At 67.1% G+C, this 17,632-nt stretch carries 11 protein-coding genes; 9 read left to right on the forward strand and 2 right to left on the reverse strand.

Going from position 1 to position 17,632, the window contains the following annotated elements; translation table 11 throughout:
• Positions 1-337: 337 nt before the first annotated feature.
• From ABZ567_RS31605 to ABZ567_RS31625, 5 genes are read left to right on the forward strand one after another with little or no spacing between them, the layout of a single operon-like run.
• Positions 338-1,615, forward strand: coding sequence for a hypothetical protein (locus tag ABZ567_RS31605; RefSeq protein WP_360796694.1), 1,278 nt, complete (start codon positions 338-340; stop codon positions 1,613-1,615).
• Entirely contained in the window at positions 1,612-2,178 is a 567-nt protein-coding gene (locus ABZ567_RS31610; RefSeq protein WP_360796697.1) for a hypothetical protein, read from the forward strand. Before ABZ567_RS31605 ends, ABZ567_RS31610 begins: the two co-directional genes overlap by 4 nt.
• A gap of 4 nt (positions 2,179-2,182) precedes the next feature.
• A complete protein-coding gene (locus ABZ567_RS31615; RefSeq protein WP_152369420.1) occupies positions 2,183-2,833 on the forward strand; it encodes a hypothetical protein in 651 nt (216 codons plus the stop codon).
• Positions 2,830-5,901 carry a hypothetical protein gene (locus ABZ567_RS31620; RefSeq protein ID WP_360796700.1) on the forward strand — a complete coding sequence of 1,024 codons (3,072 nt, stop codon included), beginning with the start codon at positions 2,830-2,832 and terminating at the stop codon, positions 5,899-5,901. The genes ABZ567_RS31615 and ABZ567_RS31620 overlap by 4 nt, the downstream gene beginning before the upstream one ends.
• On the forward strand, positions 5,894-7,369 hold the full coding sequence (locus ABZ567_RS31625) for a Wadjet anti-phage system protein JetD domain-containing protein (RefSeq protein ID WP_360796703.1): 1,476 nt from the start codon (positions 5,894-5,896) through the stop codon (positions 7,367-7,369). Before ABZ567_RS31620 ends, ABZ567_RS31625 begins: the two co-directional genes overlap by 8 nt.
• Before the next feature lie 270 nt (positions 7,370-7,639).
• Here the strand turns inward: ABZ567_RS31625 and ABZ567_RS31630 are convergent, their stop codons facing one another.
• Positions 7,640-8,494, reverse strand: coding sequence for a serine peptidase (locus ABZ567_RS31630; RefSeq protein ID WP_360796706.1), 855 nt, complete (start codon positions 8,492-8,494; stop codon positions 7,640-7,642).
• 19 nt (positions 8,495-8,513) lie between these two features.
• Positions 8,514-13,040, reverse strand: a complete 4,527-nt coding sequence (locus ABZ567_RS31635) for an AAA family ATPase (protein WP_360796709.1) — start codon at positions 13,038-13,040, stop codon at positions 8,514-8,516.
• A 212-nt stretch (positions 13,041-13,252) separates the two neighbouring features.
• Between ABZ567_RS31635 and ABZ567_RS31640 the strand changes: the two genes are divergently transcribed.
• Genes ABZ567_RS31640 through ABZ567_RS31655 form a run of 4 tightly spaced genes read left to right on the forward strand, consistent with a single transcriptional unit; the run spans position 13,253 to position 17,569 of the window.
• Positions 13,253-13,924: a hypothetical protein gene (locus tag ABZ567_RS31640; protein WP_360796711.1), complete on the forward strand. Its 672-nt coding sequence runs from the start codon at positions 13,253-13,255 to the stop codon at positions 13,922-13,924.
• Positions 13,924-15,999, forward strand: a complete 2,076-nt coding sequence (locus tag ABZ567_RS31645) for a hypothetical protein (protein ID WP_360796714.1) — start codon at positions 13,924-13,926, stop codon at positions 15,997-15,999. The genes ABZ567_RS31640 and ABZ567_RS31645 overlap by 1 nt, the downstream gene beginning before the upstream one ends.
• A gap of 56 nt (positions 16,000-16,055) precedes the next feature.
• The gene (locus ABZ567_RS31650; protein ID WP_360796717.1) at positions 16,056-16,514 is read left to right on the forward strand and encodes a hypothetical protein; all 459 of its coding nucleotides are present in this window, start codon (positions 16,056-16,058) and stop codon (positions 16,512-16,514) included.
• Positions 16,508-17,569: a hypothetical protein gene (locus ABZ567_RS31655; protein WP_360796718.1), complete on the forward strand. Its 1,062-nt coding sequence runs from the start codon at positions 16,508-16,510 to the stop codon at positions 17,567-17,569. Before ABZ567_RS31650 ends, ABZ567_RS31655 begins: the two co-directional genes overlap by 7 nt.
• Positions 17,570-17,632 lie beyond the last annotated feature (63 nt).

The following is a 17,632-nucleotide window of genomic DNA, read 5'->3' on the forward strand; positions in this document are numbered from 1 at the left end:
CGCCGCCGCGAGGCCAATGGAGCGAAACCACTGCCTGGCCACCGCTGTCGGCGACGGTGACCGTTCGCCCGAGGGTGGCCTTCTCAATGGACTCGCTGGTGTCTTGCAGTCGTTCCGGGCCGCCCTGAGCCGGGCTGCCCGATGCCGTGACGAGGCGTGGGCCGATGACGGCCTGCTGCTTGTTCGGCGAGTGTTGTCGGCTGCGACGAGCGTGTGATCTCGGGCAGGGTAGGCCGCTTTTCAATGATCAAGTACAGGTTGGCTCGTTTTCGGGCGCGTTGACGCCATCGGCAGTCATGCTTGTTCGATCCGTACGGGGCAGGGGAGTGGGGGGCGCTTGCGGGATCAACCTGATCTGTTCTCTGTGCAGCAGGAGGACAGCGCCGATGGTCTGCAGCACATATCGCCGTTCATCGCGCCGGTGGCTGCCACGGCCGGCGCGGTGACCAACGATCCGGTGGCGCTGCGCATTGCCGAGGCGATCCGTGACGTGTTCGGTGACTCCGGCTCCGAGAACGGTCTCAGCCGCGCGGAGATCGCCCAGGCCTGCGTGTCGGTGGCCTCCGTCGAAGAGTTCGATGCACGCTTCCACGTCTTCACCAAGCTCCAGTTGCTGGAGCCGCTACGCCAGAAGGCTCATGACCAGCGGTACGTCTTCAACCCGACCAGCGGCGCGGCGCTCTTGGTCTACGAGCGGCTGGGGGAAGCCGGTGGAGTCCACGAGATCACGATGCTTCTGGACCGGACTCGTGAAGGCATCCTGAACGGTTCCCTGACCGAGGCGGACCTCGCCGCGAAGATCGCCAAAGTCCGGCGCAGCCTGGCCAACTACACCAACCACCTGCTGAGGCTCGTACGGACCAGGCCCATCGAGGAACTGTTCGGCCAGCGCCACCATCACGCCCATGCCGCGTCGATCCAGGAGGCGAAGCACGTCGTCCGCGCCATCGCCGAGCGCTACCCTGCGCTGCGTCCGGCCGGCACTCGCCTGATCCAGGAGGCACTGCGCTACACGGCGGCCGTTCAGGAGTTCCATGACCGCCTCATGCGTCAGGCCACCACCCGTCGTGACTTCAGCATGCTGCTGCCCGAGCAGTATCTGACCGCTGCTCGACGCGCTCCGATCGATGCGCTGGCAAGCGTGTTCGCCGCGACTGTCTTCGACCCGCCCCGTGTGGACATCACTGTTGGCCAGGTTCTCACCGCCGCCGCCGACCATCGGCCCCCGCCGCCGCGGCAGCGCCTGCCACGGCCTCCCGCCAGGCCGCCGGGTCCGGACCCGGTCGAGACCGCGCGGGCCAGGGCCGCCCGCGCACGGGAGCGACGCGAAGCCGCAGTGACCCTGCTCATGGGAGGCCGGGCCGAGGCCGACCTCACCGAGGAACTGCGTGCCCTGCCCTGGCGGACAGCGGTTCGACACGTTGCCGACCTGCTGCACGTCGCGGCCGACCGGGACCTGCCGTTCATGCTCGGTATCTCCCGTCGGGTTGTGGTGGCTCCCTCTGGTCCTGTCACCTACGCCTCACCCATGGCCGTGTACCGGCTCCCCGACGGCCCCCAAGACATGCACGATCGCGATGACGACAGTGAGAGCACACTGGCAGATCCCTCATGAATGACCACCCCTACCTGTTGGCACGTGCCCGGGCCCTGCGTACTTTCCCGGTCCCCACCGACCGCGCAGAACTCGCCCAACTGCGCGGCGCCGTCGACGATGTGGAACGCCGCCTGGCCGACGTCGTCACCGCCGGCGCAGCCCGTGAACTGATGCTTGCCTTCGCTTCCGACGTCGAACCAGCCAACGGCTGCCTGGACGACAGCGATGTGCGCCGTCCTGCGACGGCTTTCCGTCTGGTCACCCTCGCTGCCTGTATCCGCCATTGCTGGCCCGACCCCAGTCAGCCCTTGTATCCGGGGCATACCGCCAGACAGGACGACATCATCGCCACCCTGGTCCCGTTCAACGACACTCTCGCTCCCCGGGAGGGAATCGCCGCACTGGGCCGCACGTCGCATTTCTTCATCGCCGTGCGTTTCCTGCGGGCCTGCGGCTACCTTGCCCCGGACAAGGGCGACGGCACGATCCGCCTCGGCCCCATGGCCGCGCTGTGGTCCGAGCGTGACGTTGCCGAACTCCGCAGCGGCTACGACGTCCTGCCCGGCCCGGGGAAGGAGTGACACGGTGGACATACCGGCATTGGACGCTCTGCCCCACAATCGGCGGGCGGACGTACGCGCTGCGGTCTGCGCTGTAGAGACCGCCATGCTGCCGGTCCGCCCCGCCCACTACCGCGCGCTCGCGGAAACTCCGCTGAGGGTTGTCGTGGAACAGGTTCTGGCTGCATCCGGACGTACCCTGCTCGCCGTCGCCGGCGGCTATCTCTCCGGCTACGACGACGACATCAGGCAACGCCTGGTACACGAAGGCATCGGCATCCTGCCGCGCGACGACCGCGCGGTCCTCACCCTGGTCCTGCTGCACAGCGTCGCCATTCCCCAGGCATCGGGCACCACGGTGCCCGACCAGCCCTGGACCCGCGGCACCCCTGTCCCTGTGCACGAACTCAAAGGCTGCCAGGTGCCCGACGGAGTCATCACCAGCGCTCTGCAGCGCCTGGTCGACGCCGACCTGGTCCGCCCCACGAAGACCGGCTACGTCCTGGGCCACCAGTTCCTGCGTCTGACGAAGCCCGCGGGAAGCCAGCTGTTCGAGGAACTCATCCTGCTGGCCGACCCCACCGGCCCCCTCGCCGAATCGATCCGACGCCGCCGTGCCTTCCGCCCGGCACCGCCAGCCACCGTCACCGACCGTGAGACACAGGACACGCCATGACCGCCCCGCCCGCCTCCGACCTGCCACGGGGCATCGTCGGTGACCGCCAGCTCGTCGCCATACAGACCTTCGACATTGCCAGGCTCACCTCGCATGCCGTCCCGATCGTCCCCGAGACGTTCATCGCGGTCTCCGGCCTCGGACCCAAGGAGGACTCCAACGGCTCAGGGAAGACCAGCTTCCTCATCGCCGTCTCCCTGCTGCTGGCCGACCCGCAATGGCGCCTGGACACCAACGGCGGGCGACCCGCCAGCGGCATCCTGTTCCATCCCGACGCCGCTGGAGTCGACCAGACCCACCGGGCATCCCCGGTCGACCACGGGTACATCGTCGGCGTTTTCGCCCACCCCGCCCACCCCAGCGCCGACCCCTTGACCGTCTGGATCCGCATCGCCAACACCGCGCCCTACCTGCAGGCCAACTGGACCGAAGGCATGCACCTCGCCGATGCCACCACCGACCACGAACGAAGCATGCAGGCCGACGACCTGTGGCGTGCCCTGGGCACACGCCGACTGCTCTCCGCCCGCGCCATGTCCGACACGCTCTACGGCACCGCCCCCCGCTGCCTCACCTACCTCGACACCGCACTGCGCCCGCCAGCACCCTCGCTGCTCAGCCAGCAGCTGACAGAGATGGAACCCCACGCCATCGGCCGGTCCCTGATCGCACTGTCAGGCATGAGCCATCTGCTGGACGAGGAATACAGATTGCGCGGCCAGGCACTGGAAGACCAGATCAACCTTGACAAAGCCCAAGGGGAACACGACAAACAGCTGCTCGTCGAAGAGCAGGTGATGGGAGCAGTACGCGCCCGTCAAGCCTCCCGTGACAGCCTTGAAGACGGCCGTACGGCATGGCAGCGCTACCTCGCAGCGTCCTACCGTGAGGCCTACGCCCTCGACGAGAGCATTGCCGCGGACATTCGAGCAGCACAGGAAGCTGCCGAGGCCGCCGAGGCCGCCGAACGGAAAGCCGCCGACCGCGTCAGCACGCTCAGATCCGCGACCGACCTCGCCGATAAGGAACGCCAGGCCAAACAGAACTGGTCGGACGCTCAGCAGATCAGCCGCGAACTCACACAGAAGCTGACCGAGTTCAAGACCCGATGCGCAGTTCTGCTCGAAGAGCGTTCCACCCTGCTGCCCCAGATCCACGACTGGGACGGAAGCGACACGACCACCACCGCCGACCGCCTGCAACTGAGCCAGCGCAAGCACGTCAAGACGGAACAGGCATATGAGGCTGCCGAGGCCGCCGTCACCCGCGCTGAGGAGTACCTGCACGACGTCGAGCAAGGCCGCTGCGGGACGGCCGGCCGCGCCATCGACCTGCTGAGCGAGCACGGCATCCCCGCCCACGGTCTGCTCGACCAGCTCGACCTGGATGAGACCGCCCGGCCTTTCTGGGAACCACGCCTCGCCCCCTGGAACGATGCCGTCGTGGTCCAGCCCCACCACGAGGACCGGGCTCGAGCACTCCTGCACACCGTCCTGCCCGGAACCCAGATCGTCATCTGCGACCCCCAGCGGGGACCGCTGCCCGAGGGAATCCGCAGCAACCTGAACCTGACGCGTTTCCTGACGGTTCTTCAGGAGCGCTTCGCCCCCACCGCCGACGGTGCCGACGTCCACGACCGGGCACTGGCCCTGACCGTCACAGGCGGCTTCACCGCCCCGCTGGCCGGACGCGAAACCCGGCTGCAGCAGGCACGCAGACAACTCGCCGAAGCCAAGACGCGAGCGACAGAGGCCGCCAACGCACTCAAGGCCACCTCTGCTGGCGTCACCCTGGCCCAAACGCAGCACACAGCTGCCCAAGCCGCCGAGAAGCTCGCCCAACTGAAGGCAGAGGAAAACCGACTCCAGACAGACGTCGACAAGGTCGACGCCCGACTCGTCAAAGCCAAGCGAACCGAGGAACAACTCCAGGAAGTCTGGGAGCACGCCTGGGGCGAACAGCATGGCCACGAGCAGCGCCTCGCCACCGCCAAGCTCGAACTGGACGTCGCCAAAAAGGAACTCAGAGACCGCCGCAGCACACTCACCGCCCTTGAACGCCAGCGCACCAAGGCAGCCGCACCGCAATGGCAGAACCTGTGGGGCGCAACACTCGATGCGGCGATCCGCCAACTCGCCGACATTCCCGACCAGGCCCAAGCCGCTCGGCCCGCCGCACTGCGCCGGCAGGCAGAGTACGCGCTGCGCCGCGCGTACGAGCATTACGGTGTAGACGGCGCCCCCGGCGCGGACGTGGGCGAAGACCTGCGCGAAGGCGAGAGGACGACACGGTCTCTGGCCGAGGCCGATCCCGGGGAACTGCCGGTGCGCTCCTTCGCCGACGCGGCCTTCCCGCTGGAGAACCGCCTGGCGGGCCATCGAGATCAGGACGAGGTGGCTGCGGCACGCATCACCCGCGACCGTCAGACCCGTGGACAGGCGATCGACGAACTCACCGAAGGCGCCGCCACGCGCAACAACACACTGGAGACCCTCCAGGACATGATCGAGAACCACCTCGAGAGCCTCCTTACCCAGATCGGCGCAGCCTTCAACGACCTCGACCTGAGCAGCGAAGGCTACGGAGCCAAGCTCGAACACCACAGCGTCCGCCCACAAGGAGCCAGCGACTGGCACTGGCAAGTCACCCCACGCTGGAAGCGCTCCCGCAACGGCGGATACGTCTCCTACCGGGAGAACGCCAACAGCGCTCAGGTCAAGGTGCACGCCATCCAGCTCGTCCTCGCAGCCCTCCTCGCCGACAACCAGAGCCGTGGACGCGTGCTGATCCTCGACGAACTCGGCAACAGCCTCGGCGAGACCAACCGGAAAGACGTGCTTGCAGCCCTGCGCGACGTCGCCCGAGACCAGCACCTGACCATCCTCGGCACCTGCCAGGACAGTGTCCTGGCCGACGCCGCAGACGTCTGCGGCGAGCTGCTCTGGTTTACCCACGCATCAGCCACCGACATCACGAACCAGCCCACCAGTGTCTGGGCCTTCGATAGCAACGGCGAACGCACCCAACTCACCGAAGACTGGATTACCGCAGGACGCGCCCATGCCTGACCCCGCCCCCCGCCCTGCACTCCTCATCGGCGAAGCACACGGCCGTGAAACCGTACCGCTGCGAGACCTGCCCCCAGGTATCACCGCGGTCACCCTGCCCCGCGTCGTCAAGGACGGCGACGACACCATCCAGGTACGCGTCCCCAAGGACCGCAAGCAACGCGTCAAGCCCCGCCAGGTCGACCTCGTCGCCGACCACCCGGTCAGCCCGTACGACCCGCCCCCCGCCCTGACACCCCGGCAGCTGGCCAAAGTCCTGGAGACGAGAAGCACCAAGCGCTGGTCCACCATCGAGGCCGACCTCGGAGACAACGCCTGGCAAACCACCGTCGATCTCATCCGCTGCGGCGCCGTCATCCTGCGCTGCGACGTCGTCAACGTCACCGGCTACAGCCCCCGCTCCTGGACCCTGACCCACTCATGGGCCGAGCTCGCCGAGGACAAACTCGCCGAACTCAAAGGCCGGTCCCGCCCAGAAGACCTCCATCGCGACCTGCTCCAGCTGATGTCAGGCATCCCACAACTCGCCAACGAACACACCCTGCTGGCCAACACGCCACCCGGCCGCGTCCTGAAGGTCCCCGCGGAGACGGCCACCCGAGCCGAGGACTGGCGCGTCTACGAACTCGCTGTCCGGGCCGCCAGCACCTGGTGGCCAGCCCAGAGCCAACCCCGCAAGATCACCGCAAAGGAACTTGCCGGCCGCAGCCTCCGCGACACCAAGAGCACATGGACCCCCGCACGGCAGCAGGCCTTCTCCAACCTCATCGGCGTCCCCTTTGACCAGGCCGTCGACAAAGCCGACACCGACCTGCGCATCCGTGGCCCTCTTCAGTGGCGCGTCGGCACCGTCATCGCCGACACAGCAGCCTGCGACCCCTGGCTCGCGCTCCCCGCCCGCGGCGTCCAGGCCCTCGGCATGATCTCCTGCAACGCCCGAGGCGTCTTCATCGTCGAGAACGAGGACACCTTCGAACAGATCTGCAAGATCCCCGAGATCACCGACACCTGGCTGTGCGTCTGGGGCAAGGGCTACGCGACTAACGGCCTCATCGAACTCCTGCGCACCCTCGACTGGCTCCCTCTCGTGGCATGGGGCGACCTCGACGCCCACGGCATCCGCATCATCAGCAACCTTGCCGACCGCGTCGGAAGGCCGGTCACCCCTGTCGCCATGACCGTCGACCTCTACCAGGCCGGCGTCAAATACATCCAGCCCCCGGAGAAGCTCGCCGGGAACCGCGAGCTGGCAAGCCAGCTCGCCCAAGAAGCCGTGCCGGCTCTGCGAGACCTGGCCGGAGAGATCGCCCGGGCTGGAGGTGAAGGCTGCGAGCAGGAGACCCTTTACGACGAAGTCCTGCCTGCGCTTCCAAGTCTGTTGGAAGCTGTGCTCCTGTCTGCCCCGGGTGGCACGGAACGGAACCAAGCGCGAGGAACGCAGCACGGATCCGGGGCAAGTGAGGCATGAGGGCATCCGCAACTATCCCAGCCCATCCGTGAACCATCGCGCACAGCTTCACACGCAGAACCAGGAGCGACAGCTCGGTCACCGGCACTCAGAACGTCCCAAACGTTGCACCGCCCTTGTGCCGCGATCACGCCCGACCAGCTGCGCACCGCCCCACCAGCAGCCGGAGCACCCTCGCCCCACGCGTTACCTTCTCAGCGGAACGTCCTTGACCTCGCCTCCACCGGGCCGTCTGACCTGGCAGACGACGGGCATCGTGAGCCGGTCGGACTACAGCGTGTCGCAGTGAGGGGCGAGCGCGGACGCGGTGAGACCGCTGGCGAGGTAGGTGTCGAGGGTGTGGAAGTCAACGGTCGACATGTGGGCTTCATGGTGTGAGTCGACGGGGAAGCGATCGCCCAGGCGGCGGGGGAGCGCTACCAGGTCTCCGGCCTCGGCGATGTTGGCCCAGTGACGAATGCCCGGGGGGCGTGTTCCGTTGCCGGACGTGTCGGGCGCCGGATCCAGCATGTCGAAAACGGCCCCGGGTACCCCAAGCGGAGAGCCGACCGTAACCAGGACCTCGACTCCGAGACCGGGATGGGCGTGCAGGGCTTCGTAGGTGACGACCGACCCGAGAGAGTGGGCCACGACGACCTTCGCGCCGCTCTGCTCGATCGTCCGGGCGACTTCTTCCCGGGCCCGGCGCCGGCGGTCGGGGGAGGCGAGGTAGCTGTAGACCTCCGGCATGAGCGCCACCGCGATCCGGCCCAGGGACTGGGCGGTGATACCCCGCCTGCGTGCGACGAGGTCGATTGCCTGCCGCACAGGCATACCGCCCCACGACTGGCCTTCCGCCGGATCGGTCGGCATGCCCACCACACGCAGCCATTCCACTATCGCCTGCTGCTGGGCCGGAGAGAGCTGGTCGAGTTCGTCGACGGATCCCTGTCCCTCGGCGGCGCGCAGGGTATGGGCGTAGTAGGCAGCCGTGATCGCAGGAACCTTCAGGTGGTCCAGGCCGGCGTCCTTGTATCCGGCCGCCAGGTAATCCTGCCAGCGGCCGGCGAGCTTGGCCGCCGCTTGTTCCGGCGTCAGCCCCTTCTTGTAGTTGCGCACCCCATGGACGACCACAATGCGGCTCATCAGCTTCCCGCTCTCCTGCTCAGTCTGTCTGGTCGGCCAGGTCCGACCAGGTGTAGAACGCCACCCGAGTGCCGAACCCGGCGAAGACGCCCGCCTCGCTGGCAGCGATGGTCCCGAGGCTGTCAGGGAAGACAATCTCTTCCTGTACTACGCCAGGCTCACGAGGATTCCAGACGCGGACACGATGGTCCTCACCCGAGGAAACCAGGAGAGGTACCTCGCCCCTCCTGACGAGCGCCACGGACCACACGCCTTCCTTATGGGCTTGAAAGTGCGCCAGCTCCCGCCCGGTTTTCAGGCACAGCACCCCGATGAAACCGGCTTCGTCACCGCAGACGACGGCATCCTGGTCGCCCCATCGGCCGATCTCCAGGGCGACCAGCTCTTGCGTGTCCTGGGCCAGGACACGCCTGACGCCGGTTGTGGAGTGCACGGACAGGATCCTGTCAAATTCCCAATCCGAGCCGATGCTGCGAGACTTCGTAACAGCGACGGCCACGACGTCGTTGTTGCCGTCCCGCCTCCAGGCAGAGCAATCTGCCATGCCCACCCTGAGGTCCTTTTCTTTGTACAGCGTCCGTTCCGGCTCGTCTTCCTTCAAACCGATCGTGTAGATCTCAGCAAAGGTGCGTACGACGACTCTGGTGACCTTGCTCGCATCATCGACGAACAGCTGCTGAACCGTGTCACGTGGTGAAAACGATTTGCGGACCGGCCTCCCGCTGGCAGCATCCAGAAACTCGATCCTGCTCTTGCTGCCACGGCCCCGACTCAGGAAGATGACATTCCTCTTGCCCAGGCGCCCCACCTCGAGGGCGCTGACGCTCACGCCTTGCCGCACCCAGACCCTTCTGCCCGTCAGAGCATCCCAGACGATGAGAGTGCCCCCTTCGTCCACGCTGACAGCGGGAAGCCACCCGTGGCTGACCGCCCTGGCTACGGCGACGCACTCCACGAGGAAGTCATGCCTGGTGGTCGGCAGCAGTGATGTCTTGCCGCCGTGGACATGCTGGGAGAGCAGGGCGGTCCTCACCCTTGAGGACGACCTGCTGGTCATCAGCCCCACCGCTGCCCAGCGTGTGCCGTCCGTGGCCAGGGCATCGACTCGATCAAGCCCTCGCGGCAGTCGGCACACACCATCAGGCCTCACCGGACCACTGTCGAGCGGCTGCACAAGGAGCTCGGTGCCCTGCTTGAAGTACGCGAAGGACGGAATGCCGTCGTGAAGCGTCACTGCTCCGGAGGCGACCGTCTCGACGCGCTCCAGCAACCGTGAGTCCCCGGTTCGCAGATCCCACACCCGGTTGCCGTCCTCGGCGCCCGTGACGACGAACGGCCCGCCGTCACCGGTGAGGATCTGCAGGCTGGTGATGGGCTTTTGTCCTCCTGCCCATACGACGTGCTTCTTGCCCTCTGCGTCCCAGATGTGGACGGCGCCGTCGACAGCACCGGCCACATAGACTTCAGCCCCATCCAGTACGGTGGCGCCGACTGCGGTGCAGTCGTAGCCCTCGATGTCCATGTCGGGCTCGAACAGGTCTTCCACGTCCCCGTCGGCCTCCAGCCCAGACAGCCAGTCGGCGATCACGTCCAGGGAAGCAACCCTGGAGCCCTCCATGTCGTATGCGGTGACCTCGCCGCCACCGCAGACCACGACGAGCGCCCTGCCGTGCTGCACGACAATGCCGAGCGCAGAGAGGGGAGCCACGTCTGTCTCTATGGTGATCTCCACCTGCCCGGTGTTGACGTCCCACACCCTGACATGGCCGTCAGGCGTCCCCTCCGCTACGAGCGTGCCGAAGACCCCGTATGCGCCGCACAGCATGTCCGGCAGGGCGTCGTCCGGTATATGGAGAAAGAAGAGGAAAGCACCCATACGGACGTCCCACACCGCCAGTTGCCCAGCGTAGGTCTCGCCGGCAGCCAGCCATCGCTGCGAGCACCGTACGAGGACCGGGTCGACGTTTCCCACATGGGCGAGCTCGGTGTTGTCGGGTGGTGCCTCGGCCGTGCCCCAAACGAACTCCAGCATTGCTGCCCGCGGACGCTGTGCTGTGGGCTCCTCCAGCTCGTCGAGCGCCTCGACGAGCCACCTCTCACCCCATACCGTCGCCGTGTTTCTGAGCCACTCGCGCCGCTGCCACGGTTCGTGTACGGCCGACAGCGCAGCACGGCTCATCAGGGTTGCGATCCGCCCGCGCACCGTGCGGCCTTGTGTGTGCTCCTGGAGCAACAGCGGGTCGCAGAAGACGAGGTAAGAGGCGGACAGCAGCAGTTTGTCGAGGGCTCGGGCATCCACGGCGTGCTGAGCGGCATGCCGCAGCACGTAGGGGAGGGCCAGCCCGAATCTGCGGGCGGTCACCTCGGCGGGGCCGGGAACCGTGTCGAGAACACGCGTGAAGATGTCCCTACGCTTCACTCGCTCGTGCGCGGTGCGCAGATGGTCGACAAGGCTCTGGTGGTAGAAGCGGTACAACCGCTGGCCGTCGGTATCGGTACTGAACCGCAGGTAGAACGATGCTGCGGACAGCGCTTTGCGTACATCGTCCAGGTCCGGCGCCTTGCAGTCCGGTGCCACGAATGCCTGCGCAACGCTGTGTACCACTTCGAGCGGCATGCCCTGCCCGTATCCGTGGGCCACGGCCGCAAGCACGGCGGACATGGCGGGATGCTCCTGCTGCAGGACGTCCAGGTGCAGATCCAGCATCGTCGGCAGACTTGCCGGAACCTTCTTGACCACTTCCTCAACACTCGGGGCTGTTTCCTGATGGACGAGGTAGTGCGCGAACAGCGAGGCGAGCAGGAACGCTCCGGACCTGTGGCGCAACCCCAGCTGCTGTGCGACCGCGCGGGCAGTGGCCTTGCGGACCTCGGCAGTGCCGGGCCCACTGTAGGTCCGAGACGTCTCCAGCACGTCACAGACGTAGCCGGTCAGCTCTGCCGTCCGCTGCTCGGCCGAGATGCTGTCCAGATCAACCAGCAGCCCACTGGCTGACAGCTCCTTGATCAGGGAGACGTACTTCTTCCCCCACGGCAGGCTGTTGTCCAGACGGGCGAGCTGCTCGTCGTCGGCCAGGTCCTCGAGCAGTTCCGCATACCTGTCCCACCACGGCCGCGTTCCCACCAGCACCCGGCACAGCACCAGGTCCCTGTGGGGATCCTCCTTATCAAACCGCCGGCGTCCGCGCGACAGCTCTCTCAGTACCTCTACCAGCGCCGTGTCCAAGGACGCTTCGTCCAGGGCGTCCACCACGATGGTCACAGGGCGGCGGCAATGGTCAGTGATTCGGTTCAGCAGAGCCGTAGCGCTCCAGCCTCGTCCGGGGTCTGTCGCCAGCCCAAGCTGGGCGGCGATCGATGCGAGAACCTCGGAGGGCCCCCGCTGCCGGGCGTGAACCGCCACCAGATTGGGATCCAGCTCAGGCCTGACATCCCGCCCTACCGCGCCGGCGACCTGCCGGGACACCTCACGGAGCTGAGCGTGGGCCAGACAGGCCACCACACCGAGCAGCGCTGACTTTCCCGAGCCGGGGCTGCCGGTGACGATCATCAGGGTCTGTTCGCTGGGCCCTTCCAGCCACCGCTTGATGGCCCCCAGTTGTTCGTCGCGCCCGGTGAAGAAGCAGCCCTGCGCGATGTCCTGCTGCTGCGGGGTTCCCGAGGCACGTGAGATGAAGTGCAGCGGGTCGAGCGCGGGGTCTACCGCGGTCGCAAACTGCCACAGCCCCAGGTCGACAGTCTGGCGGAACTGGCCGCCGGCCGTGGCCCGGTAGGAAGGGTTGAGAAGGAAGGGCGGCACCGGCACACGGGCTTCCGGATGGGCCGTCCGCAGCACACTCTGCGACGGCAGGTCCTCCACAGCCGCCGACCGGGCGAGCTCACGGTCGATCTCACGCGCCAGCGTCTCCACCGGTACATGCTCGACAGCGGGAGAGATGTCCAGCCGCCCCTCACGCAACCGCTCCAAAACCATGCCGGCTGCCACCGTGAACCGTGCCTGATACGTCTTCTCGTCAGGTGCGCACGCCGCGATCACCCAAGCACGCCGGTCCTCGGCCCTGATCCCGTCCAGGAGCTGCTGCACCACGGCCCTGCCCGCCCCGCACACATCCAGCAAGAGCAATACCGGCGGTCCATCCACCACCGCTTCGGCCTCAGCCAGCCACGTTCCGACTTGCGCAGCCGTCCATGGCAGACCCCTCCGCGTCGTCTCCCGCGATGCCAGGAACAACGTCTGACCGCCCCGCCCGGCCACCCCGTGCCCCGCGAAGTGCACGATGAGAGCCTCGGCGCCCGCACTCGCCTGGGCCTGCCGAAGAGCCCCTCTCCACAGACACGTGAGCGTGTCGGAGTCGGGATCAAGCGAGGCCTGACCGCCCAGCACGTTCAGCCCGGGTGTCTTGGCCAGCTGCACGGTCAAGCCGGCAACGGCCGGCGCCACAGAAGGAAGCCCCTCCAACGTGTTCGAAGGAGCCAGAGGATCTGCGTCATCATCCTCGTCATCACCGTTGAAGTCACCCACACCGACAACAAGGACCTGCGTCACCCGCTACCTCCGCCTCCCCAAACCCCGAACTCAATCCTAGGATCCCGGCCGAAGGCTCCGAACCGACCCAGCCCCATCAGGAGGCCTGCTGCAGGAGACAGTAAGCCTCACGTCAGTGATGCACACCTGCGGGGGAGCGGCAGGCGGAATCTCACCCTGGCGTGTGACGACAGTTGGACACTGCGCAAAACGACACGATTGGCTAACCAGCCATGGAAACAGCCGGACCACGGCGAGCCAGCCGCTGGCAAAACGCTGTACGGCTGCTCCTGCTGATCGCGACCGCAGCCGAACCCGTCCCCATGGATGCCCGCGCGCCCGCAGACGCCGTCGGATGGGTTCGGACCCAGGTACTCCTGCAAAAGCTCGACTTCTGGGTGCGCTGCCCCGACTTCCTGGCCTGGGAGCTGCTGACCGAGTTCGAGGCCTACCCCGACGACCCGGCCCTCTGGCGGCTGGCCCAGGACATCCTGTCCTCGGACGAGCCTGATGTGCGCCGCTACCCGATGCTGCGCCACCGCTTCGGCGCTTTCGAGCAGATGGACGAGGCGCTGGGCATGCTGATCGAAAGGAGCATGGTGGCCAAACGGCACACTCCGCGAGGTGATCAGGTAGGCCAGCACGACTACTACCTGCGCGAACGAGGCCGGGAGGTAGCCGACACCATCGTGCGCGAGGAACCCCATCTGCACTGGTACGTCGACCGCACCAGAACAGTGGTAGGCCTCGTCAAAGGACTGGGGCCCAGCGCCGTCAAGTCTCGCCAGTACCTGCAGCGCGACTATGCCGACACCCCCATCGGCTCCTACATCGCATCCATCGCCGGCCAGGCACGCGAGCGCCTGGAACAGTTGCGCCCACCCGGCGCGGTAAGGAGCCGGTGATGCAGCAGCAACAGCTCTTCTGCACGGACCAGCCTGCGGGCATGACCGCCCATGTGCCCACGCCTCGTCAACAACAGTGGGCAGCAGCGCTGGCCGCAGGGGTGCCAGCTCCCAGTGAAATCATCACCGCAGCAGCCGAATGCACCGGACACAGCAACGAAGAGGTAGAGGCTGTCCTGCGGCAGACAGGAGTGCAGCTGTCCAGCCCGCTGGCCGCAAGCAGGCACCTGCACCTGGCGCGGGTAAGCGTCGACGGCATCAAACCAGGCGGTGAAATCCTCACCTGGCACCAGGAGTTCACCACCGGAGTATGGGCGATCACCCACCCGGCCAACAACGTCGGAAAAACCAGCTGCCTGGAGTTCGCGGTCTGGCCGCTACGCGGCGCCCCGCGCCAGCTACCCGAAGACGTACGCACCTGGGTCCACCGCATCGAAGCAGACGTCAGTACCGGATACCGAGCACTGCGGATCGTGCTGGACACCGCCGACCCACGCCGGCCCCGCTGCACCATCCGGGCCTGCGCCACCCCAGAAGAACTCGACGACCTGCCCGACAACACCCAGCAACTGCTTGGCACCGCGACCGGCCAGGCTGAGATCACCGCACTCATCGACGCGGTGATGCGCGGCGACCTGGGACTGGAACCCACCATGGTGTGGGGTGAAACCGCCGGCGACGACGGCGAGGGCGCAGCCCATACACACGGCTGGGCATCCTACTTCGGCGCCCTCTATCTCAACCTGGGCGGAGCCAACCTGCTCTTCGGTGACGTCGCCACGGCAGGCCTACCCGGACAACTGCTAGAGCTGTTCATCGACGTCCCCTACACCGCCACCCTCTCCCGTGTGGAGGTGGCCATCCGGCAACGGGAGAAGCAGGACCGCCTGGCGCGGCGCCGGGCTGAAGAAACCGCCCGGACACGCAGTAACGAGCGCGCACAGTGGGAGCGGGAACTGCGCACACAGCGGCGAGCCGCCGCCGAACTGCGCCGCCAGGATCCCCTCATCCAGCTCGCCTCCCGACGGGACAAGCAGCAAGAAGCCACCCAGGCATGGAAGGCCGCCATCCGGCAGGTCGAGCGCGCCACCGAGGCCGCAGACCTGGCCAAGGAAACACGGCTCCACGCCAAGGCGCGTCACCTGGACGCACTGGAGACGCACCGAGCCCAGCAGATCATGGGCTTGGCGGAGATCAACTGCTGCGGCCGCTGTCAGCGCGATCTGGGGCCCGAACGCAAAAAGAACGAGCTGACCGACGGCATCTGCCGCTCCTGCACCCGACCCCTACCCGAAGCAGACAACGCCGATCCCCGCGCGGTAGAAGCCGAACTGGCTGACCTCGCCCGACAGCTCGCCCGCGCTGAAGAGGACGAGAAGCAAGTCAGCAATGCCCTCACCCAGGCCCGGCGCAAGGAATTCCGCACCCGCCAAGCTCACCTCAAAGCCACCCAGCTCGTACAGCAGACCGCCAGCGCATCCCAGCTCCACACTCAACTGAGCCAGACAGAAAAAACGATCGCAACGCTGGAAGGCAAGCTCGAAGCAACAGGCCCTCAACCCTCCACCAGCGGCCATCACAACCCCGACGCCGCCATCCTGCAGTCCGTCCACAAGCAACTACTCCAATGCGTCGAACGTTCCGGCAGCGCCCTGTTTGCCGAGCTCGATCAAGAGATCCGAGACCTCGCCGCACGCTTCGGCGTAGCGAACCTGAACGCCGTCCAACTGCACCGGACCGGGCGCATCACCGCCGTCAAAGCGGGGGTGAGAATGCCCTTCAGCAAGCTTCCCCCAGGTGACCGGCTGCGCATGCGGCTCGCTACCGTCATCGCGCTCCTGCGCGTCGGCAGCCGGCGCGGCACGATCGGCCATCCCGGACTGCTGCTCGTGGACGCCATCGGAACCGCGGAGACCACCATCGACGACGGACGCCGACTGGTGAGTGAACTCCACGCAGTCGCCCAGGAGATGACCCGACTGCAGATCGTCCTGACCACCGCCCAGCCCGCCATGGTCGACGGCATCCTCCCCACAGAAAGGATCATCACCTCCCCCCACTCCCACCTCTTCTAGCCCCACCACCCCTCCACCACCGTCAGCCCCGCGCCACCCTTCCGAAGGAAGACACCGTGTCGGCCGTAGAACACGCTCTTGCCGCATGGAGCCGCACAGCCACCGACACCCAACTGGAAAACGGACCCAGCCTGGACGACCTCGGCGGCCCGGCCGCCGTCGCCGCCGAAGCCGCCCACCTGGCCGGCGGGCCCCTCCTGGGCATTCTGGCCACAGCCACCGCGCACTCGTTCACGATCCACCCCGGACGCACCTTCACCCCGATCACCCAGGCTCTTCAGCACGGGCTCGCCCACCCCCACAGTGCCTGGACTCTGGCTGAAGCCCTCGACACGCTCTGCAACCACGCCGCCCTGCTGCAGGCCATGGAGCCCAAACACCTCGGCCGCCTTCTCGCCGGTCACGCGGAAGCCGCACTCAGGGCACAGGCCAGCCCCCACCTCGCCCGCCCCGCACTGGCAGGGCTGCTCCACCTGGCCATTACCGGCCGCTGCAACCCCACCAGCTCTTGCTGATCCTGACCGACCTGGACGCCACGGAACCCTCTGACGCCCTGGAAATGCTTCCCGTGCTCCTCGGCGTCGCCCACAGCCACTTCGACGATCCGGCCCTGCTGACAGCCCTGACCCGGCTCGAGAACCACGCATCCCTCCCCGACCCACTGCGCGCCGACGCGTGCTTCGAGCTCGCCCTTGCCCAGATCAAGAAGGCTGCCGAGGCCGTCGACGGCCCCCAGGCCCAAGCCTGCCTAGACCACGTTGCCCTGCGCCTGCACCACGTGATCGAACAGTCGGAAGCCCGACCCGACGCCAGGGCCTGGCTAGCCGCCGCCCAGGCCGTGCTCGCCTTCACACCCAACAGCCCCCACCAGCTCGACACCGCCCTCCACCATCTGCAGCACGCCACCGCCCACCACCAGGCATGGACCGCCCGCCTCGGCGACATCCCCTGGCTCACCGCCCGCGGCACCGCCCAAGCCGCCTGGTTCCGGCTCACTGCCCGCCTCCATCGCGCCGCAGCTCACCTAGCCGAGCCCAGCTGGTACGAAGCCGCACGTACCCTCGCCGACGTCCTCGACATCTACAGAGCCAGCCGCGCCGTACACACCTCTGGCCCGACCTCCGGTCTCCACGCCCTCATCCATCCCGTCGTCGTGGACGCCTTCACCCGTCATGCCGGCCTGCTCCACCACCTGCGCCAGGCCCTCGAGCACGACTTCGCCCACCACCCCGACGCCACCGCCCTCCACCAGGCCGCAGAGGAAAGCATCAACGGCTTCGGAGCCCCCAGCCCCAACACTCCGCCACCCAGCCTCGGACAGGACAACCCATTGCCTGGCTACCCGCAGCTACACGACCTGTTCACCAGCGCGAACCCCGACCCGCTTCTCTTCGACAGCCTCGAACGCAACCTCATCCAGCGCCGGCAGGCCTCCGCCCGTCACGAAAGCCATCTCTTCGACAAACATCTCGATACCCTGCTCGGCCAGCTCAAGAAGCATCCTGCCTTCACCCATCCCACCGACGGCTACCTGGCCGGACTAGAGCCTGTCTCTTTGACTTCACGGTGATCGGGCCACGTGCGAGGGTGGTGGCCATGCCGCAGCTTGGTCGCCGTCTCCGATCCCTCAGAT

It is taken from the genome of Streptomyces sp. NPDC016459, assembly GCF_040632845.1.
Lineage (GTDB): Bacteria > Actinomycetota > Actinomycetes > Streptomycetales > Streptomycetaceae > Streptomyces.

What these genes read in the sequence shown, in the direction of transcription:
- ABZ567_RS31610 (WP_360796697.1), top strand. Translation starts at nt 1,612, where the DNA reads ATGAATGACCACCCCTACCTGTTGGCACGTGCCCGGGCCCTGCGTACT.
- ABZ567_RS31620 (WP_360796700.1), top strand. Translation starts at nt 2,830, where the DNA reads ATGACCGCCCCGCCCGCCTCCGACCTGCCACGGGGCATCGTCGGTGAC.
- ABZ567_RS31625 (WP_360796703.1), top strand. Translation starts at nt 5,894, where the DNA reads ATGCCTGACCCCGCCCCCCGCCCTGCACTCCTCATCGGCGAAGCACAC.
- ABZ567_RS31630 (WP_360796706.1), bottom strand. Translation starts at nt 8,494, where the DNA reads ATGAGCCGCATTGTGGTCGTCCATGGGGTGCGCAACTACAAGAAGGGG.
- ABZ567_RS31640 (WP_360796711.1), top strand. Translation starts at nt 13,253, where the DNA reads ATGGAAACAGCCGGACCACGGCGAGCCAGCCGCTGGCAAAACGCTGTA.
- ABZ567_RS31645 (WP_360796714.1), top strand. Translation starts at nt 13,924, where the DNA reads ATGCAGCAGCAACAGCTCTTCTGCACGGACCAGCCTGCGGGCATGACC.